General features: G+C 71.4%; 18 protein-coding genes. 9 read left to right on the top strand and 9 right to left on the bottom strand.

Annotated elements, in window-relative coordinates; translation table 11 throughout:
- Positions 1 to 66 precede the first annotated feature (66 nt).
- Positions 67 to 1,083 carry a RecB family exonuclease gene (locus ACF1A5_RS17125; RefSeq protein WP_392193667.1) on the top strand — a complete coding sequence of 339 codons (1,017 nt, stop codon included), beginning with the start codon at positions 67 to 69 and terminating at the stop codon, positions 1,081 to 1,083.
- 14 nt (positions 1,084 to 1,097) lie between these two features.
- A complete protein-coding gene (locus ACF1A5_RS17120; RefSeq protein ID WP_392193666.1) occupies positions 1,098 to 1,769 on the top strand; it encodes a response regulator in 672 nt (223 codons plus the stop codon).
- Between the two features lie 23 nt (positions 1,770 to 1,792).
- Here the strand turns inward: ACF1A5_RS17120 and ACF1A5_RS17115 are convergent, their stop codons facing one another.
- The 4 genes from ACF1A5_RS17115 to metH form a co-directional block, all read right to left on the bottom strand.
- Positions 1,793 to 3,373 (bottom strand): ABC transporter substrate-binding protein, encoded by a 1,581-nt coding sequence (locus ACF1A5_RS17115; protein WP_392193665.1) that lies wholly within the window; start codon positions 3,371 to 3,373, stop codon positions 1,793 to 1,795.
- A gap of 92 nt (positions 3,374 to 3,465) precedes the next feature.
- Positions 3,466 to 5,070, bottom strand: a complete 1,605-nt coding sequence (locus ACF1A5_RS17110; RefSeq protein WP_392193664.1) for an ABC transporter substrate-binding protein — start codon at positions 5,068 to 5,070, stop codon at positions 3,466 to 3,468.
- A gap of 421 nt (positions 5,071 to 5,491) precedes the next feature.
- Positions 5,492 to 6,193: an HAD family hydrolase gene (locus ACF1A5_RS17105; protein WP_392193663.1), complete on the bottom strand. Its 702-nt coding sequence runs from the start codon at positions 6,191 to 6,193 to the stop codon at positions 5,492 to 5,494.
- Between the two features lie 143 nt (positions 6,194 to 6,336).
- Complete coding sequence (metH, locus tag ACF1A5_RS17100; RefSeq protein WP_392193662.1) at positions 6,337 to 9,849, bottom strand: methionine synthase; 3,513 nt, start codon at positions 9,847 to 9,849, stop codon at positions 6,337 to 6,339.
- A 369-nt stretch (positions 9,850 to 10,218) separates the two neighbouring features.
- On the opposite strand from metH, the gene ACF1A5_RS17095 reads away from it, so the two are divergent.
- The 6 genes from ACF1A5_RS17095 (at position 10,219) to ACF1A5_RS17070 (ending at position 17,803) form a co-directional block, all read left to right on the top strand.
- Positions 10,219 to 10,983: an IclR family transcriptional regulator gene (locus tag ACF1A5_RS17095; protein ID WP_392193661.1), complete on the top strand. Its 765-nt coding sequence runs from the start codon at positions 10,219 to 10,221 to the stop codon at positions 10,981 to 10,983.
- Positions 10,984 to 11,438: 455 nt separating this feature from the next.
- The gene (locus tag ACF1A5_RS17090; RefSeq protein WP_392193660.1) at positions 11,439 to 12,233 is read left to right on the top strand and encodes an MIP/aquaporin family protein; all 795 of its coding nucleotides are present in this window, start codon (positions 11,439 to 11,441) and stop codon (positions 12,231 to 12,233) included.
- Between the two features lie 83 nt (positions 12,234 to 12,316).
- The gene (gene glpK, locus ACF1A5_RS17085; RefSeq protein WP_392193659.1) at positions 12,317 to 13,852 is read left to right on the top strand and encodes a glycerol kinase GlpK; all 1,536 of its coding nucleotides are present in this window, start codon (positions 12,317 to 12,319) and stop codon (positions 13,850 to 13,852) included.
- An 8-nt stretch (positions 13,853 to 13,860) separates the two neighbouring features.
- Positions 13,861 to 15,477 (top strand): FAD-dependent oxidoreductase, encoded by a 1,617-nt coding sequence (locus ACF1A5_RS17080; protein WP_392193658.1) that lies wholly within the window; start codon positions 13,861 to 13,863, stop codon positions 15,475 to 15,477.
- Between the two features lie 279 nt (positions 15,478 to 15,756).
- Entirely contained in the window at positions 15,757 to 16,428 is a 672-nt protein-coding gene (locus tag ACF1A5_RS17075; protein WP_392193657.1) for a FadR/GntR family transcriptional regulator, read from the top strand.
- A 352-nt stretch (positions 16,429 to 16,780) separates the two neighbouring features.
- Complete coding sequence (locus tag ACF1A5_RS17070) at positions 16,781 to 17,803, top strand: PAC2 family protein (protein ID WP_392193656.1); 1,023 nt, start codon at positions 16,781 to 16,783, stop codon at positions 17,801 to 17,803.
- Positions 17,804 to 17,939: 136 nt separating this feature from the next.
- Here the strand turns inward: ACF1A5_RS17070 and mshC are convergent, their stop codons facing one another.
- The 4 genes from mshC to ACF1A5_RS17050 form a co-directional block, all read right to left on the bottom strand.
- Positions 17,940 to 19,169 carry a cysteine--1-D-myo-inosityl 2-amino-2-deoxy-alpha-D-glucopyranoside ligase gene (mshC, locus tag ACF1A5_RS17065; protein ID WP_392193655.1) on the bottom strand — a complete coding sequence of 410 codons (1,230 nt, stop codon included), beginning with the start codon at positions 19,167 to 19,169 and terminating at the stop codon, positions 17,940 to 17,942.
- Between the two features lie 294 nt (positions 19,170 to 19,463).
- Positions 19,464 to 20,282, bottom strand: coding sequence for an SCO1664 family protein (locus ACF1A5_RS17060; protein ID WP_392193654.1), 819 nt, complete (start codon positions 20,280 to 20,282; stop codon positions 19,464 to 19,466).
- Positions 20,246 to 20,836 (bottom strand): DUF3090 domain-containing protein, encoded by a 591-nt coding sequence (locus ACF1A5_RS17055; RefSeq protein ID WP_392193653.1) that lies wholly within the window; start codon positions 20,834 to 20,836, stop codon positions 20,246 to 20,248. Before ACF1A5_RS17055 ends, ACF1A5_RS17060 begins: the two co-directional genes overlap by 37 nt.
- 97 nt (positions 20,837 to 20,933) lie before the next feature.
- On the bottom strand, positions 20,934 to 21,620 hold the full coding sequence (locus tag ACF1A5_RS17050) for a histidine phosphatase family protein (RefSeq protein ID WP_392193652.1): 687 nt from the start codon (positions 21,618 to 21,620) through the stop codon (positions 20,934 to 20,936).
- 62 nt (positions 21,621 to 21,682) lie between these two features.
- On the opposite strand from ACF1A5_RS17050, the gene corA reads away from it, so the two are divergent.
- Positions 21,683 to 22,687, top strand: coding sequence for a magnesium/cobalt transporter CorA (gene corA, locus ACF1A5_RS17045; RefSeq protein WP_392193651.1), 1,005 nt, complete (start codon positions 21,683 to 21,685; stop codon positions 22,685 to 22,687).
- A gap of 34 nt (positions 22,688 to 22,721) precedes the next feature.
- On the opposite strand, the gene ACF1A5_RS17040 is transcribed toward corA, so the two are convergent.
- The gene (locus tag ACF1A5_RS17040; protein ID WP_392193650.1) at positions 22,722 to 23,510 is read right to left on the bottom strand and encodes a ferritin-like domain-containing protein; all 789 of its coding nucleotides are present in this window, start codon (positions 23,508 to 23,510) and stop codon (positions 22,722 to 22,724) included.
- Positions 23,511 to 23,623: the final 113 nt, after the last annotated feature.

Here is a 23,623-nt window from a genome sequence, read left to right as displayed (position 1 = left end):
CCGGTCGTCGCCGGCGTCGCACCGTGCCGTGCGTCACTGTCGGTGGCGGGCCGTATGGTCTGTGGCATGGAGACCAGCACCGAGGGCGACGCGGCGGCCTACAGCGGCGGTGAGGTACCCGCCGGGACCCCGGCGGGGGCGGCGGACGGCACGCAGGGGGTGGCGGCCGGGGCGCCGGAGGCGGTGACCGGGACGTCCGGGGCGGGGACCGCGGGCGTGAGGGCGCCGGTGGTCGTGGCGCCCGCTTCCCTGTCCCCCTCCCGCGCGGGCGACTTCATGCAGTGCCCGTTGCTGTACCGCTTCCGGGTGATCGACAGGCTGCCGGAGAAGCCGAGCGAGGCGGCGACGCGGGGCACGCTGGTGCACGCGGTGCTGGAGCGGCTCTTCGACGCCCCGGCCGCCGAGCGGACGGCGCCCCGGGCCAAGTCGCTGATCCCCGGTCAGTGGGACCGGCTGCGGGAGAACCGGCCGGAGCTGGTGGAGCTGTTCGCCGACGATCCGGACGGCGAGCGGCTGACGCGCTGGCTGACGGAGGCGGAGCAGCTGGTCGAGCGCTGGTTCAGCCTGGAGGACCCGACGCGTCTGGAGCCGGCCGAGCGCGAGCTGTCCGTGGAGGCCGTGCTGGAGTCGGGGCTGCGGCTGCGCGGGATCATCGACCGGGTCGACGTGGCGCCCACCGGCGAGGTGCGCATCGTCGACTACAAGACGGGCAAGGCCCCCCGGCCCGAGTACGCCGAGGGCGCGCTGTTCCAGATGAAGTTCTACGCGCTGGTGGTCTGGCGGCTGAAGGGGGTCGTGCCGCGGCGGCTCCAGCTCGTCTACCTCGGCAGCGGCGACGTGCTGACGTACGACCCGGTCCTCGCCGACCTGGAGCGGGTGGAGCGCAAGCTGCTGGCGCTGTGGGAGGCGATCCGGCGGGCCACCGAGACGGGTGACTGGCGGCCGCGCCCGACCAAGTTGTGCGGCTGGTGCGACCATCGGGCCCGTTGTCCGGAGTTCGGGGGCACTCCCCCGCCCTATCCGCTGCCCGTGAGGGCGCCCGTCTCCGGTGGCGGCGAGCAGGGCAGAATGGGCGCGGACTAGCGAAGGAGACTCCTGTGGCCATCCGTGTCCTACTGGTCGACGACCAGCCCCTGTTGCGCACCGGGTTCCGGATGATCCTGGAGGCGGAGCAGGACCTCGCGGTGGTGGGCGAGGCCGGGGACGGCCTCCAGGCGCTGGACCAGGTGCGCGCCCTGCAGCCCGACGTGGTCCTGATGGACATCCGTATGCCGCGGATGGACGGTGTGGAGGCGACCCGGCAGATCACCGGGCCGGGGAGGGACGGCCCCGCCAAGGTGCTGGTGCTGACCACCTTCGACCTCGACGAGTACGTGGTGGAGGCGTTGCGGGCGGGCGCGAGCGGCTTCCTGCTGAAGGACGCGCCGGCGAACGAGCTGGTGCAGGCGATCCGGGTCGTCGCGGCGGGCGAGGCACTGCTGGCGCCCAGCATCACGCGGCGGCTGCTGGACAAGTACGCCACGCATCTGCCGTCCGGTGAGGATCCGGTGCCGGACACGCTGCACACCCTCACCGAGCGCGAGGTGGAGGTGCTGAAGCTGGTGGCGCGGGGGCTGTCGAACGCGGAGATCGCCGCGGACCTGTTCGTCAGCGAGACCACCGTGAAGACGCACGTGGGGCATGTGCTGACGAAGCTGGGTCTGCGGGACCGGGTGCAGGCCGCGGTGTACGCGTACGAGAGCGGGCTGGTGCGCCCCGGCGCGCAGTAGCGCCGGGGCGGCGGTGGCCCGGGTCAGCCCTTGCTGAGTTCCCAGAACCGGAAGACGGTCGAGGCGTCCAGGCAGTACTCGAGGCCGTAGACGCCGTCGCGGACGACCGCGTACTGCTTGGCCTGCCACACCGGCAGGACGGGCAGTTGCGCGGCCACGATGTCCTGGAGCCGGCCGAACTCCTCGTCGGTGGCGGCGCGGTCGCTCTCGGCGGCGGTGCGCGGGATGAGCGTGCCGGTGATGGTGTCGTTGGCGTAGTGGTTGCCGAGCACGTTGCCCTTGCCGAAGAAGGGTGCCGTGAAGTTGTCGGCGTCGGGGTAGTCCGGGACCCAGCCCTTGACGTAGACGCCGTACTTGCCCTTGGCGATGTCCTTCTCGTACTGGTCGAAGGGCACGGACCGCACGTCGGCCCGGAACAGTCCGCTGGCGTTGAGCTGGGCGGCGATGGCCTTCAGTTCCTCGTCGGTGGCCGGGCCGTAGCGGGACGGGGTGGACCAGAGGGTGAGTCCCACCTTGCCGGTGATGCCGTCGGCGCGCAGCGCCTCGGCGGCCCTGGCCTTGGAGGGGCGGGCGCCGTAGGTGTCGAAGAAGGCCGTGTTGTGGCCGGCGATGCCGGCCGGGATGATCGAGTACAGCGGGGTGGCGGTGTCCTGGTAGACCTGCTTGATGAGGGCGTCGCGGTCGAGCAGGTAGGCGACGGCCTTGCGCACGCCGAGCTTTCCGGCCACCGGGTCGTCCATGTTGAAGACCAGGTGCTGGACCTCGGCGCTGCTGCCCTCGACGACCTCGACGCCCTGGCTGTCGTCCTGCTGGTCGATGCCGCTGATGTCCCGCGCGCTCAGGCCGCGGTAGGCGATGTCCACCTTGCCGGCGAGCAGGTCCCGCTTCAGGGCGGTCTGGTCGCCGTGGAAGAACTTCAGGGTGACGCCGGTGTTCTTGGTCTTGGCGGTGCCCCGGTAGTTCTTGTTGACCGAGAAGGCGGCCTCGTCCTTGCCGAAGGAGTCCAGCTTGTAGGGGCCGGAGCCGACGGCCTGTTCGTCCTTGCGCAACCCGGCGGCGTCGTACTGCCGGTGGTCGACGATGGAGCCGGCGCCGGAGGCTATCTTGCTGGGGAAGGTGGCGTCGGGGACCTTCAGCTCGAAGACGACGGTCCTGTCGTCCGGGGTGCGGACCTTGTCGAGCATGGGGAACATGATCGCCGGACCGGCCGGGTCGTTGATCTTCAGCATCCGCTCGAAGGAGAACTTGACGTCCTCGGCGGTGAGCGGGTCGCCGTTGCTGAACTTCAGGCCGTCCTTGAGGGTGCAGCGGTAGACCTGGGCCCGGGTGTCGGTGAAGGAGCACTGCTCGGCCGCTTCCGGCTGCGGCTCCGTGCCCCCCTTGGGGAAGCTCAGCAGCGACTGGAAGACGTTGTTGAACAGCAGCCACGAGCCGGGGTCGTAGCCGGAGGCCGGGTCGGTGGCCAGGACGTCGTCGGACATTCCCACCACGAGCCGGGAGCCGTCGCTCTCCGACCCGCCGGTCTCGGTGCCGCATCCGGTCAAGAGGCCGGAGGCCAGTCCCGCCACGATGGGCAGGACCGGCCACTGGTTGCGCATGTTCACTGCATGTGCCTTGTCTTTGGTTCTCGGGAAACCCGGGATGCAGTCCCGTGCCCCCGGGCGAGGACCCAGTGCCGACGGGCCCTCAAGAACCGTTAGCTTTTCACACCGCGGCCGAGCTCCCACAGCTGAAGGGTCGAGGTGGAGTTGATGGCGTACGCGGTACCGGTGATGTCGTCCCGGGCGGCGACGTACTGCTTGCCCTGCCACAGCGGCAGCATCGGCACGTCACCTGCGACGATGTCCTGGATCGAGGTCAGGCTGGAGACGGCGGAGAGCCGGTCGGCCTCGCGGCGGGACTGCGGGATCAGCGAGCTGCGGATCTCGGAGTTGGCGTACGGCGAGTTGAGGGTGTTGTCCTTGTCGAGGAACGGCGCGAGGTAGTTGTCGGCGTCCGGGAAGTCGGGGAACCAGCCCATGCCGTAGACCTCGTAGGAGCCCTTCTGCTCGGCCGGGCGGAAGGCCGCCCAGGGCGCGCCCTGGATCTTGGCGTCGAACAGGCCGCTGGCGTTGAGCTGCTGCTGAAGGACCTGGAACTCCTTCTTGGTGGCCGGACCGTAGTGGTCGGTCGTGTAGTGCAGCGTCAGCTTCACCGGGGTGGTGATGTCCGCCTTGGCGAGCAGGGCCTTGGCCTTGGTGACGCTGGGGTCGCCGTACTTGTTGAAGAACGCGTTGGAGTGGCCGGTGACGGTGGCCGGGACCAGCGAGTACAGCGGCTCGGCCTGGGAGCCGTAGACCTTGGAGACGAGTTCGCTGCGGTTGACGAGCTGGGCGATCGCCTGGCGCACGGCACGGCTCTTCACGGACGGGGCGTCGGTGTTGAAGGCCAGGTAGCGGATCTCCAGGCCGGGCATCTCGACCAGGTCGACGGCGCCGCTGCCGGCGTTGCCGAGCTTCTGGATCTGCTGCGGCGACATCGTGCGGGTCATGACGTCGATGTCACCCTTCTCCAGCGCGGCGCCCATGGCGTCGGCGTCCGGGAAGGAGCGCATCTCCACCTTGTCGTTGTGGAGCTCCAACGTCCCCTGGTAGTGGGGGTTCTTGGTGAAGACGGCGTCGACGAGCTCGCCGTTCTCGACGTCGGCCTTGAGACTGTACGGACCGGAGCCGTCCACCGCGAAGCCCTCGCGCAGCTTGTTCTTCTCGTAGTCCTTGGGGTCGACGATGCCCGCAACCGGCGTCGACAGCTTGAACGGGAAGGTGGCGTCGGCGGTGTTGAGGTGGAAGATGACCTCGCGGTCGCCCTGGGTCTCGACGGTGTCGATGGTGGACAGCAGTCCGGCGACGCCGCTGTCGGCCTTGATGGCGAGGGCGCGGTCGATGGAGTACTTCACGTCGGAGGCGGTGATGGGGTCGCCGTTGGCGAACTTCAGGCCGTCGCGCAGGGTGCAGGCGTAGCGCTCGTTGCCGCTGTCGGTGAAGCCGCACTTCTCGGCGGCCTCGGGCACCGGGTCACCGTCGCCCTTGGGCTGGGTCATCAGGGTCTGCACGGTCTGGCGCAGGATGTTCCAGCTGCCGACGTCGTAGGCGTATGCCGGGTCGAGGGGCGCGGGGGCGTCCTTCGAGGCGGTGAACCGGTCCGTGGTGCCGACGACTATGGCGTCGCCGCTGTTGCTGCCGCTGCCGGACCCGCCACAGGCGGCGAGGACCGGCGCCAGCAGACCGGCGACGGCCGGCAGCACCAAAGTCTTGCGGTTCATGCTCGAGTTTCTCCAGGCGTCAAGTCCGTGTATCCGGCATGCAGGGGTGTCGCGGCGGATCACGGGGGTAGTGGCGTTGTTCTCGCGCTGAGATTAATCCGCCCGCGCAGCAAGGGTCACAGCGACCGGAGTTGAAACACCATCACGCTGTGGAACCGGGTGTGGACGGTACGGAGAAACGGCTCGCGGAAGGATTCGTGGCAGTGCCCCGCCAACCGGGACACAAGGGCACACGAAAGCGGGTCGAAGGGGGACGGAGAGCAGACGACGGCCCTCCTGTCGAGCCCCGCAGGGGTGGCGAACGTCACACCCTCAGCCCGGCTTGCGCGGCAACGGAATTCGACCACCGTTACGTATTAATTCATTCTTCCGGGCGGCAGGAAGTAATGGATCTATTCACGTGGCACGCTCGGTGAACGGTTCAGCGCATTTGTGTCATCAGTCCGCGCAGAAATGCGAGATCCACGTGTTCGAGTGACGGAACGATCGTGCGCCGGTGGGCCGGGGCGATGGGGGCGACGGACGGAACGGCGACCACATGGCAGCCGGCGGCCTCCGCCGCCGCGACACCGGTCGCGGTGTCCTCGACCACCGCGCACCGGGCGGGGTCGGCGCCCAGGCCGGCGGCGGCCAGCAGATAGGGGTCGGGGTGCGGCTTGGTGCGGGCCACCTCGTCGCCGGCCACGGACAGGGCGAAGTGCTGCGGGCCGAGCGAGGTGAGCACCCGGTCGATGATGCGCCGGTGCGAGGCCGAGACGAGGGCGGTCGGGATCTCGTGCTCGGCCAGCTCGGCGAGCAGCCGGGCGGCGCCCGGCATCAGGGGCAGAGCGCTGTCGATGCGCTCCTCGAAGCCCGCGTTCAGCAGAACCGTGACCTCGGCGAGGGTGATGTCGGCGCCGGTGGCCTCGATCAGGAAGCCGGCGCTGCGGGTCATGGGGCCGCCGACGACGACGTGTCTCCAGGACTCGTCGAGCGTGTGGCCCAGGGCGGCGAAGACCTCGACCTCGACGTCCCACCAGAAGCCCTCGGTGTCCACCAGGGTTCCGTCCATGTCGAGGAGCACCGCCTGAAGGGCGGAGCCTTCGGCCGTACGGGTTTCGAGCGCGGGGACCGTGCTGGTCATCCGGGCGCACCTCCTTGAGGGACGATCAGGCCGGTTCCCGTGCGGGGAACCGGCCTGCAGTGGACCGACCAGTGTACGCCGTGGGCGGACGAATCGCCTCATACGACTGCCGCCGGGCGCGCTGCGCCCGGCGGAAGCGCACGTCAGCGGGCGTTGAAGTACTTCGCCTCCGGGTGGTGGATCACGATCGCGTCGGTGGACTGCTCGGGGTGCAGCTGGAACTCCTCCGACAGGTGCACGCCGATGCGCTCCGGCTGGAGCAGCTCGGCGATCTTGGCCCGGTCCTCCAGGTCGGGGCAGGCGCCGTAGCCGAGGGAGAAGCGGGCGCCGCGGTACTTGAGGGCGAACATGTCCTCCATGGCGCTCGGGTCCTCCCCGGCGAAGCCCAGCTCGGCCCGCACCCGCGCGTGCCAGTACTCGGCGAGGGCCTCGGCGAGCTGCACGGACAGGCCGTGCAGCTCCAGGTACTCACGGTAGGAGTCGGCGGCGAACAGCCGCGCGGTCTCCTCGCCGATCCGGGAGCCGACGGTGACCACCTGGAAGCCGACCACGTCCGTCTGCCCGGACTCCTCCGGGCGGAAGAAGTCGGCCAGGCACAGCCGGCGGCCGCGGCGCTGGCGCGGGAAGGTGAAGCGGGTGCGCTCGTTGCCCTGCTCGTCCAGGACGATCAGGTCGTCGTCCTTGGACACGCACGGGAAGTAGCCGTGCACGACGGCCGCCTCCAGCAGGTTGTCGGTCTGGAGCCGGTCCAGCAGCCCGCGCAGCCGCGGCCGGCCCTCGGTGTCGACGAGTTCCTCGTAGGTCGGGCCGTCGCCGGTGCGGGCCTGCTTCAGGCCCCACTGGCCCTTGAACAGGGCGCCCTCGTCCAGCCAGGACGCGTACTCCTTGAGCGGGATGCCCTTGATCACGCGGGTGCCCCAGAAGGGCGGCTCGGGCACCGGGTTGTCGGTGGCGACGTCGGAGCGCACGTGGCCCTCCTGGGGGCGCTCCTCGATCTCGACGGCCGCCGCCCGCACCCGGCGCTGCCGCAGCTCGGGCAGCTTGGCCCCGGGCACGCCCCGCTTCACACCGATGAGGGCGTCCATCAGACGCAGGCCCTCGAAGGCGTCGCGGGCGTAGCGGACCTCGCCCTCGTACAGCTCGTGCAGGTCCTGCTCGACGTAGGCCCGGGTCAGCGCGGCGCCGCCGAGGATGACCGGGTAGTCGGCCGCCAGACCGCGCTGGTTCAGCTCCTCCAGGTTCTCCTTCATGATCACCGTGGACTTGACCAGGAGCCCGGACATGCCGATGACGTCGGCGCGGTGCTCCTCGGCCGCCTCCAGGATCGCGGCGACCGGCTGCTTGATGCCGAGGTTGACGACGTTGTAGCCGTTGTTGGACAGGATGATGTCGACGAGGTTCTTGCCGATGTCGTGGACGTCGCCGCGCACGGTGGCCAGCACGATGGTGCCCTTGCCGGCCTCGTCGGTCTTCTCCATGTGCGGTTCGAGGTGGGCGACGGCGGCCTTCATCACCTCGGCGGACTGGAGCACGAACGGCAGCTGCATCTGGCCGGAGCCGAACAGCTCGCCGACCACCTTCATGCCGTCGAGCAGGGTGTCGTTGACGATGTCGAGGGCCTTGCGGGTGGTCAGGGCCTCGTCGAGGTCGGCGTCCAGGCCGTTGCGCTCGCCGTCGATGATGCGCCGCTTCAGGCGCTCCTCCAGCGGCAGCGCGGCCAGCTCCTCGGCCTTGCCCGCCTTGAGGGACTTGGCGGTGGCGCCCTCGAACAGCGCCATCAGCTTCTGCAGCGGGTCGTAGCCCTCGCGGCGGCGGTCGTGGATCAGGTCCAGGGCGGTGGTGACCTGCTCCTCGTCGAAGCGGGCGATCGGCAGGATCTTGCTGGCGTGCACGATCGCCGAGTCCAGGCCGGCCTTGACGCACTCGTCCAGGAAGACGGAGTTGAGCAGGATGCGGGCCGCCGGATTGAGGCCGAAGGAGATGTTGGACAGGCCGAGCGTGGTCTGCACCTTCGGGTGGCGCCGCTTCAGCTCGCGGATGCCCTCGATGGTGGCGATGCCGTCCTTGCGGGACTCCTCCTGGCCGGTGCAGATGGTGAAGGTCAGGCAGTCGACGAGGATGTCCTCCTCGTGGATGCCCCAGTTGCCGGTCAGGTCGGCGATCAGCCGCTCGGCGATCTCCACCTTCTTCTCGGCGGTGCGGGCCTGGCCCTCCTCGTCGATGGTCAGCGCGATCAGTGCGGCGCCGTGCTCCCGGGCCAGCGCGGTGACCCGGGCGAACCGGGACTCGGGGCCGTCGCCGTCCTCGTAGTTCACCGAGTTGATCACGGCGCGGCCGCCGAGCTTCTCCAGGCCCGCCTCGATGACGTCGACCTCGGTGGAGTCCAGCACGATCGGCAGCGTGGAGGCGGTGGCGAAGCGGCCGGCCAGTTCGGCCATGTCGGCGACGCCGTCCCGGCCCACGTAGTCCACGCACAGGTCGAGCATGTGCGCGCCCTCGCGGATCTGCTCGCGGGCCGTCTCCACACAGTCGTCCCAGCGGCCCGCCAGCATGGCCTCGCGGAACTTCTTGGAGCCGTTGGCGTTGGTGCGCTCGCCGATGGCCAGGTAGGAGGTGTCCTGGCGGAAGGGGACCGTCTGGTAGAGCGAGGCGGCTCCGGGCTCGGGGCGCGGGTCGCGCGCGGGCGGGGTGAGGCCGCGGACCCGCTCCACCACCTGGCGCAGGTGCTCGGGCGTGGTGCCGCAGCAGCCGCCGATCAGGGACAGGCCGTAGTCGCGGACGAAGTTCTCCTGCGCGTCGGCCAGGCCCTCCGGACCGAGCGGGAAGTGGGCGCCGTCCTTGGTGAGGACCGGCAGGCCGGCGTTCGGCATGCACAGCAGCGGGATGCGCGAGTGCCGGGTGAGGTAGCGCAGGTGCTCGCTCATCTCGGCCGGGCCGGTGGAACAGTTCAGGCCGATCATGTCGATCCCGAGCGGCTCCAGCGCGGTGAGCGCGGCGCCGATCTCGGAGCCGAGCAGCATGGTGCCGGTCGTCTCGAACGCCATCGAGCACAGCAGGGGCACCTCGGTGCCGGTGGCCTCCATGGCGCGCCGGGCGCCCAGGACCGACGCCTTCGTCTGGAGCAGGTCCTGGGTGGTCTCCACGATCAGCGCGTCGGCGCCGCCGGCGAGCAGGCCCTCGGCGTTGGCCTGGTAGCCGTCGCGGATCGTGGTGTAGCCGACGTGGCCGAGGGTCGGCAGCTTGGTGCCGGGGCCGATGGAGCCCAGCACCCAGCGGACGCGGCCGTCCCGGGCGGCGTACTCGTCCGCTACCTCGCGGGCGATCCGGGCGCCGGCCTCGGACAGCTCGTGCACCCGGTCGGAGATCTCGTACTCGGCGGCCGCCGTGTGGTTGGCGCCGAAGGTGTTGGTCTCCACGCAGTCGACGTCGGCCGCGAAGTAGGCCTCGTGGACCGAGCGGACGATGTCGGGCCGGGTGACGTTCAGGATCTCGTTGCAGCCCTCGAGGTTCTCGAAGTCCTCGAGTGTGGGCTCCTGTGCCTGGAGCATGGTGCCCATCGCTCCGTCGGCTACCACCACACGGGTGGCGAGTGCCTCGCGGAGGGCGGACACACGGGTCCGGCTGTCGGCGGAAGGGGTCGGCGGCAACGAGGCCATGAAGGGGCTCCCTGTGGTGCGACGGCTGTCGGCTTTGCGCCTTCCCCCGGGGGCTCCGCGCGGAGCTTCCCGTGGCGGGCGCACGCGGCCAGGGTAGCCGGGACCGCGCGCCGATGGTCAGGGCGTCCACGACCCGGGACGGACCTGGCCGGGAGGCCGGTGGCCGGAAAGGGCCCGGTCCGGGGTCCCGGAGCGCCGCCGTCGCCCGGTCGGGAGGGGTCTGTCGTGACATCCGGACGTCGTGCGGCGTAACAGGTGTCGACCGACCATTAGCGGGGAGTCGCCATGGACCGGTAGTGTTCGGCATTGCCGAACGGTGGCGGGCCCCCATCGCCGCCGACGGTTCAAGGGGACGGAGGCAGGACGGCGATGGCACGGAACATCCAGTCGCTCGAACGGGCGGCCGCGATGCTGCGACTGCTCGCGGGCGGCGAGCGGCGACTCGGACTGTCGGACATCGCCTCGTCCCTGGGCCTGGCCAAAGGCACCGCCCACGGCATACTCCGCACCCTCCAGCAGGAGGGCTTCGTCGAGCAGGACGACGCCTCCGGGCGCTACCAGCTGGGCGCGGAGCTGCTGCGCCTGGGCACCACCTACCTCGACGTGCACGAACTGCGGGCCCGCGCCCTGGTATGGACGGACGACCTCGCCCGCTCCAGCGGGGAGAGCGTCTATCTGGGCGTGCTGCACCAGCAGGGCGTGCTGATCGTGCACCACGTCTTCCGCCCGGACGACAGCCGGCAGGTCCTGGAGATCGGGGCCATGCAGCCGCTGCACTCCACGGCGCTGGGCAAGGTGCTGTCGGCGTACGACCCGGTCGCGCACAGCGAGGCGCTCGAGGCCGACCGCAAGGCGTTCACCGACCGGACCGTGTGCGAGCTGGAGGAGTTCGAGCACATCCTCGACGTCACGCGGGCCCGCGGCTACGCGGCCGACGTCGAGGAGACCTGGGAGGGTGTCGCCTCCATCGCGGCGCCCGTCCACGACCGGCGGCGGATGCCGGTGGGCGCGGTCGGCATCACCGGCGCCGTGGAGCGCGTGTGCCGGGACGGTGAGCTGCGCCAGGAACTGGTCGCGGCGGTACGGGACTGCGCCCGCTCGGTGTCGCGGGACCTGGGCGCCGGGCGGTTCTGAGCCACGCAGGAGAAACGACCGGAACGTCGAACGGCGTTCCGGTCCGAGGCGTGTCCGCGTGCCCGCGCCGGCGCGCCCGGACGGCTCCCCTCACGCCCCTCGCGCGTCCCCACATCGACCTCGGAGTCCGCACAGAAACGATCGTGACCCCACACGGCCGACCAGGACGGAACGGATCCCGACGCCCTTCGGGACGACCAGCGGGTTTCCGCGAGCCGGGTCGCCGCCACCAGGCGATCAGTAACGATCGGGCTACCAGGAACAGAACTCTTGACGCCCACGTGGCGTGAAGCAAGACTCCCGTCCATCGGTCGGCATTGTCGAACAACTAACGGCAATAAGCGCTACAGTGTGGCAGTGCCAGTGGCCGATTTCGCTCTCACCCCCGAGGGCGCCAGACCCCCGGAGGGACCCGGGGTTCGGCTACCCCTGGACGAAGGACAAAGGAGTCGCGGGTGTCCAGCTCCGACATCTTCATCGGCGAGACCATCGGTACCGCCATACTCATCCTGCTCGGCGGCGGCGTCTGCGCCGCCGTGACGCTCAAGGCCTCCAAGGCACGCAACGCCGGCTGGCTCGCCATCACCTTCGGGTGGGGCTTCGCCGTGCTCACCGCCGTCTACACCTCGGCGCCGCTGTCCGGCGCCCACCTCAACCCGGCGGTGACCCTCGCACTCGCGATCAAGGACGGCGACTGGAGCAACGTCCCCACCTACTGGGCGGGACAGCTCCTCGGCGCCATGATCGGTGCGGCCCTGGTCTGGCTCGCCTACTACGGCCAGTTCCACGCCCACCTCACCGACAAGGAGATCGTCGGCGGTCCTGGTGCGCAGGCCACCACCGCCAAGGCGGTCGAGGCCCAGGAGGCGGGCGCGGGTCCCGTGCTCGGCGTCTTCTCCACCGGTCCCGAGATCCGCAACGTGGCGCAGAACCTGGCCACGGAGATCATCGGCACCATCGTTCTCGTGCTCGCCGTCCTCACCCAGGGCCTGAACGACAAGGGCAACGGCCTCGGCACGCTGGGCGCGCTGATCACCGCGCTGGTGGTCGTCGGCATCGGCCTCTCGCTCGGCGGCCCGACGGGCTACGCGATCAACCCGGCCCGTGACCTCGGCCCGCGTATCGTGCACACCCTTCTGCCCCTGCCCAACAAGGGCGGCTCCGACTGGCGCTACGCCTGGATCCCGGTGGCCGGTCCGCTGATCGGCGGCGCGCTCGCCGCGGGCATCTACAACGTCGCATTCGCTTAGGCACTCATGGCTCTCCAGAGCACCGGGCTGCTCAGCACGCGTACGTACCGCCCCCTTGACCACGGAACCTTCAGGAGCACACAGTGACCGACGCCCACGCCGGCCCCTTCATCGCCGCCATCGACCAGGGCACCACCTCCTCCCGCTGCATCGTCTTCGACCGGGACGGCCGTATCGTCTCCGTCGACCAGAAGGAGCACGAGCAGATCTTCCCCAAGCCGGGCTGGGTCGAGCACGATGCCACCGAGATCTGGACCAACGTCCAGGAGGTCGTCGCCGGAGCCATCGAGAAGGCCGGCATCACCCGCGACGACATCAAGGCCATCGGCATCACCAACCAGCGCGAGACCACCGTGCTGTGGGACAGGAACACCGGTGAGCCGGTCCACAACGCCATCGTCTGGCAGGACACCCGCACCGACGCCCTGTGCCGCGAGCTCGGCCGCAACGTCGGGCAGGACCGTTTCCGCCGCGAGACCGGCCTCCCGCTGGCGTCCTACTTCGCCGGCCCGAAGGCCCGCTGGCTGCTCGACAACGTCGACGGCCTGCGCGAGCGTGCCGAGGCCGGCGACATCCTCTTCGGCACCATGGACACCTGGGTCATCTGGAACCTGACCGGCGGCGTCGACGGCGGACGGCACGTCACCGACGTCACCAACGCCTCCCGCACCCTCCTGATGAACCTGCACACCATGGAGTGGGACGAGAAGATCGCCGAGTCGATCGGCGTGCCGACGCAGATCCTGCCCGAGATCCGCTCCTCCGCCGAGGTCTACGGCGAGATCAAGGGCGGCAAGCTGGGCGACCTGCTCGGCGGCATCCCGGTCGCCTCGGCGCTCGGCGACCAGCAGGCGGCCCTGTTCGGCCAGACCTGCTTCTCCGAGGGCGAGACCAAGTCGACCTACGGCACCGGCACCTTCATGGTGATGAACACCGGTGACAAGATCATCAACTCCTACAGCGGGCTGCTGACCACCGTCGGCTACAAGATCGGCGACCAGGACACGGTCTACGCCCTGGAGGGCTCGATCGCCGTCACCGGCTCCCTGGTGCAGTGGATGCGCGACCAGATGGGCCTGATCTCCACCGCCGCCGAGATCGAGACGCTCGCGCTCTCGGTCGAGGACAACGGAGGGGCCTACTTCGTGCCGGCCTTCTCCGGCCTGTTCGCCCCGTACTGGCGCTCCGACGCCCGTGGTGTGATCGCGGGCCTGACGCGGTACGTGACCAAGGCGCACCTCGCGCGCGCCGTCCTGGAGGCCACGGCCTGGCAGACGCGGGAGATCGCGGACGCCATGACCAAGGACTCCGGCGTGGAGCTGACCGCCCTCAAGGTCGACGGCGGCATGACCTCCAACAACCTGCTGATGCAGACACTCTCGGACTTCCTGGACGCCCCCGTGGTGCGCCCGATGGTCGCCGAGACCACCTGCCTCGGCGCCGCCTACGCCGCCGGCCTGGCCGTCGGCTTCTGGAACAGCACCGACGACCTGCGCGCCAACTGGCGGCGGGCCGCCGAGTGGACCCCCCGCATGGACGCGGACTCCCGCGACCGTGAGTACAAGAGCTGGCTCAAGGCCGTCGAGCGGACCATGGGCTGGCTCGAGGACGAGGAGTAAGAAACCGCATGACCAGTCAGTCCACCCTGCAGTCCGTGCCTGCCCTGGGAACGCACCCGGCCTCCGGCTCCCACCCGAGCCGGGCCGAGACCCGGGAGCAGCTCTCGAAGGCGACGTACGACCTCCTCGTGATCGGCGGCGGCATCCTGGGCATCTCCACCGCCTGGCACGCCGCGCAGTCCGGCCTCAGGGTGGCTCTGGTCGACGCCGGCGACTTCGCCGGCGCCACCTCCTCCGCCTCCTCCAAGCTCCTCCACGGCGGTCTGCGCTACCTGCAGACCGGCGCGGTGAAGCTGGTGGCGGAGAACCACTTCGAGCGCCGTGCGGTCTCCCGCCAGGTGGCCCCCCACCTGGCGAACCCGCTCACGTTCTACCTCCCCGTGTACAAGGGCGGGCCGCACGGCGCGGCGAAGCTCGGTGCGGGCGTCTTCGCCTACTCCGCGCTGTCCGCCTTCGGCGACGGCGTCGGCCACCTGCTGAGCCCGTCGAAGGCCGCGCAGGACGTGCCCGAGCTGCGCACCGAGAACCTCAAGGCCGTCGCGGTCTACGGCGACGACCAGATGAACGACGCGCGCATGGCGCTGATGACGGTCCGCGCGGCCGTCGAGGCGGGCGCGGTCGTCCTCAACCACGCCGAGGTCACCGGCCTGCGGTTCACCCAGGGCCGGGTCACCGGCGCCGAACTCAAGGACCGGCTGTCCGGCGACGAGTTCGGGGTCGCCGCCCGCCTGGTGCTCAACGCGACCGGCCCGTGGGTCGACCACCTGCGCCGGATGGAGGACCCCGGTGCCGCGCCGTCGATCCGGCTGTCGAAGGGCGCGCACCTGGTCCTGAAGCGCACCTCCCCCTGGAAGGCCGCGCTGGCCACGCCGATCGACAAGTACCGGATCACCTTCGCCCTCCCCTGGGAGGACATGCTGCTGCTCGGCACGACCGACGAGGAGTTCGAGGGCGACCCGGCCGATGTCGCGGTCAACGACAAGGACATCGCCCAGATACTCGACGAGGCCGCGTTCTCCATCCGCGACCAGCAGCTCGACCGTGACCTGATCACGTACGCCTTCGCCGGGCTGCGGGTGCTGCCGGGCGGTCCCGGCGACACCGCCAAGGCCAAGCGCGAGACCGTGGTGACCGAGGGCAGGGGCGGAATGCTGTCCGTCGCGGGCGGCAAGTGGACCACCTTCCGCCACATCGGCCGTACGGTGATGCAGAAGCTGGAGTCGCTGCCCGGCCGCCCGCTCGGCGAGGACTTCGAGCCGATCTCCTCGCTGCCGAAGAAGCTGCCGCTGCCGGGCATCGCCAACCCGCGGGCAGTCGCGCACCGGCTGCTGGTGGACCGTCCGGCGCCCGGTCCGCGCATGGCGCCCGACACCGCCCGGCACCTGGCCACGCACTACGGTTCGCTCGCCTTCGACATCGCCCGGCTGGCCAACGAGAACCCGGAACTGGGTGAGCGGGTCCACCCGGACGCGCCGGAGATCTGGGCGCAGGTGGTCTGGGCCCGCGACCACGAGTGGGCCGAGACGCAGGACGACGTGCTGCGCCGCCGTACCACGCTGACGATCCGCGGCCTGGCCACGGACGAGGTGCGGGCGAAGGTCCAGGACCTGCTCGACGGGAAGTGACCGTCGGGCGGACAACGGCCCCGTCGACGACGGGACCAGCCGGCCGGGCCCCCACCGCACGGGGGGCCGGCCGTGCGAAAAGGGGCGGCTCCACCCCGACGGAGCCGCCCCTTTTCGCGTCACCGGCCGCGCGGGCCCACGGGCCGTGCCCCGTGCGCCGGACCCGCGTGCGGCGGGTGCGTCGGGCGCGCTGAACTGTGCGTTCTCCTCCCCGGGCGGCGCGGTGCGCCCCCATACTGTGCTCAGACATCCGATGTCTGAACGCCCGGGAGGACGGCCATGGCGGTGACCGACGCGGCGATCGAGAAGATCAAGGCGATGATCGTCTCCGGTGCGCTGCGCCCGGGCGACCGGTTGCCGAAGGAGGGCGAACTCGCCGCCGAACTCGGCCTGTCCCGCAACTCCCTGCGGGAGGCGGTGCGGGCGCTGTCCCTGCTCGGGATCCTGGACGTGCGGCAGGGCGACGGGACGTACGTCACCAGCCTGGACCCCCAACTGCTGCTGCGGACGCTGGGTTTCGTCCTGGACTTCCACCGCGACGACGCGATGCCGGAGTTCCTGGCCGTGCGCCGCATCCTGGAGCCGGCCGCGACCGCGCTGGCGGCCTCCCGCATCACCGAACGCCAACTGGACGCGCTCTCGGCCCGGTTGGACGCGCTCGGCCCCGATCCCTCGGTGGAGGAACTGGTCGCGTGCGACCTGGAGTTCCACCGGGGCATCGCGCTGAGCTCCGGCAACTCGGTGCTCCGCGCGCTGCTCGACGGCCTGCCGGGGCCCGCCGCCCGGGCCCGGATCCGGCGCGGCCCGGCGCGGGAGGACGCGGTCGGCCGCACCCTGCGTGAGCACCGCGCGATCCTCGCGGCCCTGCGCGACCGGGACGCGGAGGCGGCGCGCTCCTGGGCGACCGTGCACCTCGCGAGCGTGGAGCGGCGGCTGCGCGACGTCCCCTGAGGGGGCGTGGAGCGGCGGCGGCCCGGCGTGCGGGCACCGCTCGGTTCGCTCATGCGTGCCTCTTGTCCCTCGGCGGGCGCATGTCGTGGAACGCCTGCCGCACACCCGCGCCACAGGTCATCGGAGCTCTTCGGTACATCCGACCTATGAAAGATCCCCCTGGGCGTCTCCTGGTCGTATGCCAGGCGGCCGGCCGCGTCCGACGGGGACAGCTCCGATGAATGAGGGGTGTTCCCGGGTGGCGAACGGGGCAGTGATCCGGTCACTCCCCCGTGCAAGGGGGCTGCGGTCGCCCCCGCCGCACGCCGTAAGGTTGGGACGTACGCGAGGGCACGTCGGAAGGAGGCACTGGGTGATCGAGCTCGAGGGGGTTCCCGAGCTGATCGACCCGGTCATGGTGGCCGCGTTCGAGGGCTGGAACGACGCCGGCGACGCCGCCTCCACCGCGGTCGCGCATCTGGAACGCGAGTGGAAGGGCGAGGTGTTCGCGGCGCTGGACGCCGAGGACTACTACGACTTCCAGGTGAACCGCCCCACGGTGTTCATGGACGGCGGCGTCCGCAAGATCACCTGGCCGACGACGAGGCTGTCGGTGGTCCGGATCGGCGGCGACAAGCCGCGCGACCTGGTGCTGGTCCGCGGCATCGAACCGTCCATGCGCTGGCGCTCGTTCTGCAACGAGCTGCTCGGCTTCGCGCACGAGCTGGGCGTGGAAATGGTGGTCATCCTGGGCGCCCTGCTCGGCGACACCCCGCACACGCGCCCGGTCCCGATCAGCGGCACCACGTCCGACGCGGACCTGGCCCGCCGCATGGATCTGGAGGAGACCAAGTACGAGGGGCCGACCGGTATCGTCGGCGTCCTGCAGGAGGCCTGCACGCACGCGGGCGTCCCGGCGGTGTCGCTGTGGGCGGCCGTCCCGCACTACGTCTCGCAGCCGCCCAACCCCAAGGCCACGCTGGCCCTCCTGAACCGTCTGGAGGACCTGCTGGACCTGCGCATCCCGCTGGGCGAACTGGCGGAGGACGCGCGCGCCTGGCAGGTGGGGGTGGACCAACTGGCCGCCGAGGACAGCGAGGTGGCCGAGTACGTCCAAACGCTGGAGGAGGCCCGGGACACCGCGGAGCTGCCGGAGGCGTCGGGCGAGGCGATCGCCCGCGAGTTCGAGCGCTACCTGCGCCGCCGCGACGGCGGTTCCCCGGGCGGGCACGCCACCGCGGACGGCGCCGAGGGCGGCTCGTACCTGCGGGACAGCCCCGGCGGCCGCGGCCGGCCCCCGAAGCCGCAGAAGCCGGGGACGGGCCCGGGGCCGGGGTCCGGGTCCGGCTCGGGACCGGCAGCGGGGCCGGACGACGAGGACTCCTCCGAGGACTGAGGGCGGCCCGGCCAAGGACTCGGGGCCGGAAGGCCGGGGACGGGTCAGGGGCGGTGCGCCTGCCGCGCACCGCCCCTGACGGCGTCTCGGGTGCCCTCGTGGGCCGGAGCCCCGTGTGGCCAGAGCCCCGCGTGGGTCAGAGGGCCACGCCGAGCAGGGCGTCCACGGCGCGGGAGACCAGGCCGGGGGCGCCGATGTCCGTACCGCCCCGCTCCTGCTGGAACGCCGCCCAGCGGTCGACCGCGGCGAGGGCGGCGGGCGCGTCCAGATCGTCGGCGAGCGCCTCGCGGATCTCCTCGACGAGCGCGTCGGCGGGCGGGCCGTCCGGCCGGGAGACGGCCGAGCGCCAGCGGCCGAGGCGCGCGACGGCGTCCCGGAGCACCTGGTCGGTCCACTCCCAGTCGGACCGGTAGTGGTGCGCGAGGAGCGCCAGCCGGATGGCGGCGGGGTCCACGCCGTCGTACCGCAGCCGCGACACGAAGACCAGGTTGCCCTTGGACTTGGACATCTTCTCGCCGTTCAGGGCGACCATGCCGGCGTGCACGTAGGCCTTGGCCATGGGGAACTCGCCGGTCAGCACCTGGGCGTGCGAGGCGCCCATCTCGTGGTGCGGGAAGGCGAGGTCCGAGCCGCCGCCCTGCACGTCGAAGCCCATGCCGAGGTGGTCGAGAGCGATGGCCACGCACTCGATGTGCCAGCCGGGCCGGCCGCGGCCCAGCGAACCGCCGTCCCAGCTCGGCTCGCCCTCGCGGGCGGCCATCCACAGGATCGGGTCGAGCGGGTTCTTCTTGCCGGGCCGGTCGGGGTCGCCGCCGCGCTCGGCGGACAGCAGGCGCATGGCGGCGGCGTCCAGGTGGGACACCTTGCCGAAGTTCGGGTCGGACTCGACCGAGAAGTAGACGTCCCCGTCGAGCTCGTAGGCCGCGCCGAGGTCCCGCAGCCGCTCGACCAGCGGGACGATGCCCGGTATCGCCTCCACGGCGCCTATGTAGTGCCGCGGCGGAAGCATCCTGAGGGCGGTCATGTCCTCGCGGAACAGGGCCGTCTCCTGCTCGGCCAGCGCCACCCAGTCGACGTCGTCGCGCTGTGCCCGCTCCAGCAGCGGATCGTCGACGTCGGTCACGTTCTGGACGTAGTGGACCTGCCGCTTGGTGTCGAGCCACACGCGCTGCACCAGGTCGAACGCGTTGTAGGTCGCCGCGTGACCCATGTGGGTCGCGTCGTACGGGGTGATGCCGCAGACGTAGATACGGGCGACGGGACCGGGGTCGAGGGTGACGAGGCCGCCGGTCGCGGTGTCGTGGATCCTCAGGTCGCGGCCCTGACCAGGCAGGGCGGGGACCTCGGAAGCGGGCCAGGCATGCATGTCATGAGCCTAACCGGACCGGAGTTCCGTATACGAACCGGATCGCGCCGGACGGCCGCGAAGGCGCTCTTGCGCCGGACCCGGCGGGTGTGCCGCCGGCGCGGACGGTGGGGGGGCGCGGCGGGCTGTGCGGCTGCCGTAGCGCGGCGGACTCGTGGGGCCGCCGGGCCGCGGCGGACTCGCGGGACCGTTCCGGCCCTGGCCGGGCCGGTGGGGCCGGGCCGCGGCGGGCCATGGGCGGTGCGCGCTCTGCGTGCCCCTGTGGGGGCCGAGGCCCCCCGGCCCGCCGGGGGGCTAGACCGGTGGCCAGGGAATGGCCGGCCATTCCCCGTTGGGCTCCGGGTGTCTGCCCGAGGCGAGCAGGGCCTCGACCCGCGCGCGGGTGGCGTCGACCTCGGCCGGGGTGATCAGGGGGGCCAGCCGCAGGGCGAGGGCCCCGCCCTCGCCGAGGGCGTCCCGCAGGCCCTCGAGGACGCCGACGGACTCCGAGGGAAGCGGCTCGCCCGCCCAGCCCCACAGCAGCGTCCGCAGCTTGTTCTCGGCGTTGAAGGTGACCCCGTGGTCGATGCCGTACAGCCGTCCGTCCGGGGTCGGCAGCAGATGGCCGCCCTTGCGGTCGGCGTTGTTGATCACCGCGTCGAGCACGGCCAGCCGACGCAGCCGCTCGTCGTCGGCGTGCACGAGCAGGGCGGTCCGCCCCTGGCCGACCTCGGCGAAGCCGATCGCCTTCCACCCGGGGCCGGGCTCCTCCTCGTCGACGAGCGCGAGCAGCTCGGCGTCCGGGGTGGCCTCGATCCACAGCTGGCACATGCCCTCGCCGTAGGGGCCGTCGCGCAGCACGGTGGGCGGCACGAGCCCCCAGCCGGTCGCCTCGGAGACCTCGTACGCCGCCACCTCGCGCCCGGCGAGCGTGCCGTCGGGGAAATCCCACAGCGGGCGCTCCCCGGCGACCGGCTTGTACACGCAGGACGCCTCCTGACCCGCGTACGCCACCGTGCACAACAGCGCGGCGTTGGAGGCGTCACGGATGCGGCCGCGCACCGTCAGCTCGCCCTCGGCGAGCAGCTCGGCGGACGTCACGCTCCGCGGCGGTATCCGTTCTGGCGCGGACATACGTGTCCTTCCGGATCGAGCGGGAGGCTGCACAGCGGGCACGGCGGCCGCCCGGCGTTGACGACGTCGAGGGCGCGCTTGGCGAAGGCCCGTGCCTGCGCGCCGGTGAGCCGGACCCGCAGCATCGGGGGGCCGTTCTCCTCGTCCTGCAGCAGGCGTTCCTCGGCCTCGGCGAGGTCCTCCTCGGACTCGGCGTCGAGCTCGACCAGGGCCTGCGCCTCGACGATCATGCGCTGCTCCTCGCCGTCCCAGGCGAGCGCCATGGTGCCGACCCGGAACTCCTCCTCGATGGGAGTGTCCAGGGGGTCGGTGTCGGAGACCTCGGTGGGGGCCACGGCCGGGACGGAGGCGCTGCCGCCGCTGCGGCGCAACACCTCGTCGAGCAGTTCGTCCATGCGCTCGGCGAGAGCGGCGACCTGGGTCTTCTCCAGGGCCACGCTGGTCACCCGGGAGCCGGCGGTGGCCTGGAGGAAGAACGTACGGCGCCCGGGCAGTCCGACCGTGCCGGCCACGAACCGGTCCGGGGGGTCGTAGAGGAACACCTGACGGGACACGTCCTGTCTCCATGGGATCGAGGGGGGAGCTGGTGGAGGTGAGGGGGGTGACGGCCGCTGCGTCACCGTGACCGCTTCACCCTACTGCGGCCGACGATCACGGTGCGCCCGCGCCGCCGCCGACCGGTGCGTCGTCGCCCGGGGGCTCCTCGCGCGGGGCGAGGGACGCGAGATCGCCCGTATCGCCGAGCCGCACGAGGAAGGGCCGCAAGCGGGTGTACCGGATCGCGGTGACCGAACAGGGTTCCACGGAGATCCGCTGGAACAGGTCGAGGTGAAGTCCGAGCGCGTCCGCGACGAGCGACTTGATGATGTCGCCGTGCGAGCACATGAGGTAGACCGCGTCGGCGCCGTGGTCGCGCTCCACGCGCGCGTTCCACTCGCGGACGGCCTCCGCGGCGCGGGTCTGCATCGAGCGCATCGACTCGCCGCCGGGGAAGGCCGCCGCCGAGGGGTGCGCCTGCACCACCTCCATCAGGGGCTCGTCCTTGAGCTCGGCGAGCTTGCGTCCGGACCAGTCCCCGTAGTGGCACTCCCCGATCCGCTCGTCGGTGTGCGCGGTCAGGCCGGGCCGGGCGTCGAGCAGCGGCCGCAGGGTCTCCTGGCAGCGCTGCAGCGGGCTCGTGACGACCTCGGCGAGGGGCAGCTCGGCGAGCCGCTGGGGCAGCGCGGCGGCCTGCGCGGCCCCGCGTTCGTCCAGGGCGACGCCGGGCGTCCAGCCGGCGAGCAGTCCGGCAGTGTTGGCGGTGGAACGTCCGTGCCTAACGAGGATCAGCGTGGGCATGCGGCCCAGGGTAGGCGTAGGGGGAACACCGGCGGCGGCCGGGCGAAAGGAGGACACGCTCTGTGATCGTCGACTGTGCCATCTATCACGACGGGCACCGGACGGAGGGCCCCGAGGACTTCTCCGACGCACTGGACACGGCGCGGGCGGCAGGCGGTTTCGTCTGGATCGGCCTGCACGAGCCGAGCGAGAAGGAGTTCGAGCACGTCACCGACGAGTTCGGGCTGCACCCGCTGGCCGTCGAGGACGCCCTGAAGGCGCACCAGCGGCCCAAGCTGGAGGTGTACGACGACTCGCTGTTCGTCGTGCTGAAGCCGGTGATCTACGAGCCGCACAGCGACACGGTCTCCACCGGGGAGATCATGGTCTTCGTCGGCGACTCGTTCGTGGTGACGGTCCGGCACGGCGAGGGCGGCGGGCTGGCCGCGGTCCGGCAACGGCTGGAGCAGGAGCCGGAGACGCTCGGCCAGGGCCCCACGTCCGTGCTGTACGCGATCTCCGACAGCGTGGTCGACCACTACCTCGACGTGGCGACCGAGCTCCAGACGGACCTGGAGGAGCTGGAGGCGGAGGTCTTCTCGCCGGACGGCGGCGGCTCGCGCCACACCGCCTCCCGGATCTACAACTTCAAGCGGCAGATCACCGAGTTCCGCCGGGCCACCGGACCGCTGGCGCTGCCCATGTCCCGGCTGGCGGGCACGGGCGCGGGCAGTACGTTCGGCACGGGCGTGCCCTTCGTGGAGGACCGGGCGCGGCCCTTCTTCCGCGACGTCAGCGACCACCTGACCCGGGTGAACGAGTCGGTGGAGAACCTCGACCGGCTGGTCTCCGACATCCTCTCGGCGCATCTCGCGCAGATCAGCGTCCAGCAGAACGACGACATGCGGAAGATCTCCGCGTGGGCCGCCATGGCCGCGATCCCCACGATGCTCGCCGGTGTCTACGGCATGAATTTCGACCACATGCCCGAGCTGCACTGGGTCTGGTCGTATCCGGCGGTGATCACGGTGATGGCGGTCATGGAGGTCCTGCTGTACCGGCTGTTCAAGCGGCGGGGCTGGCTGTGAGGAGAACCGGGACGCGGGGGTGTGAGCGACGCGCTCAGACGTATTCCGGCGCCGGTGCGGCGGGTCCGCCGAGCGCGTCGCGCCGGTCCGGCATGGACAGGCTCACCATGCGGTGCCAGCCCGCGAACCGCTCGTAGGCGTAGACGGCCCGGATGCCCGCCGCGAGCAGCGCCGACTTCGCCCTCGGCCAGCCGAGGATGCGCCCCATGCGGGCCATGACGGCGAGGCTGACGTCGCGGTGGATCCGGATCTCGGCGAGCGCGCACGCGCGCAGCGCCCGCTGGATGGTCCGGCCGTGCCCGGCGGCCGCGAGGCGCAGCAGTTCCTCGTGGCAGTAGGCGAGGTGGCTGTCCTCGTCGTGGGAGATCATCTTCACCGCGCGGCCCACGTCGGGGTGGTCGGCGAAGTACCGGCACAGCAGCTCCATCTGCTCCGAGGCGCGCTGTTCGGTGACCCGGCTGTGCGCCAGGTAGACGACGATGTCCTCCTCGGTGAGCGGGGTGTCGCCCTTGAGCTTCTCGTGCGCGAGGCCGATGCCGTGCCGCTCCAGGAGCATCGTGTAGTCGGTCTCCTCGGGCACCGGCACGGGCTCCAGGCCGCGCTTGCGCAGCAGGGCCCGGAAGATCCTGCCGTGCTTGTCCTCGTCCGCCCCGTGGCGGGCGATCCTGGGCGCGAGGTCGCGCTCGGCGGGAGGCACCAGTGCGGCGATGCGCCCGTTCTCCCAGCCGCCCTGGGCCTCACCGCTGGCCGCGATCGAGCAGAACAGCCGGAAGGACTCGTCGTTGTCGAGGATCTCCTGGAACAGGCTCTTCGCCGAAAGCATCGTGGGCACCTCTCTGCCGGGCTCCGCGAAGAACGAGTCAAGTGCGGCGGGCAGAACCTCGCAACAGCAGTGCCGGACCACTGCGCCGAACGGGGGAAGCACGAAGTCGCGCC

Origin of the sequence: Streptomyces sp. NPDC014864 (genome assembly GCF_043081525.1) — a bacterium.
Taxonomy (GTDB): domain Bacteria; phylum Actinomycetota; class Actinomycetes; order Streptomycetales; family Streptomycetaceae; genus Streptomyces.
The sequence above is the reverse complement of the archived record's forward strand: the minus strand, read 5'-3'. Positions and strand labels throughout refer to the sequence as shown.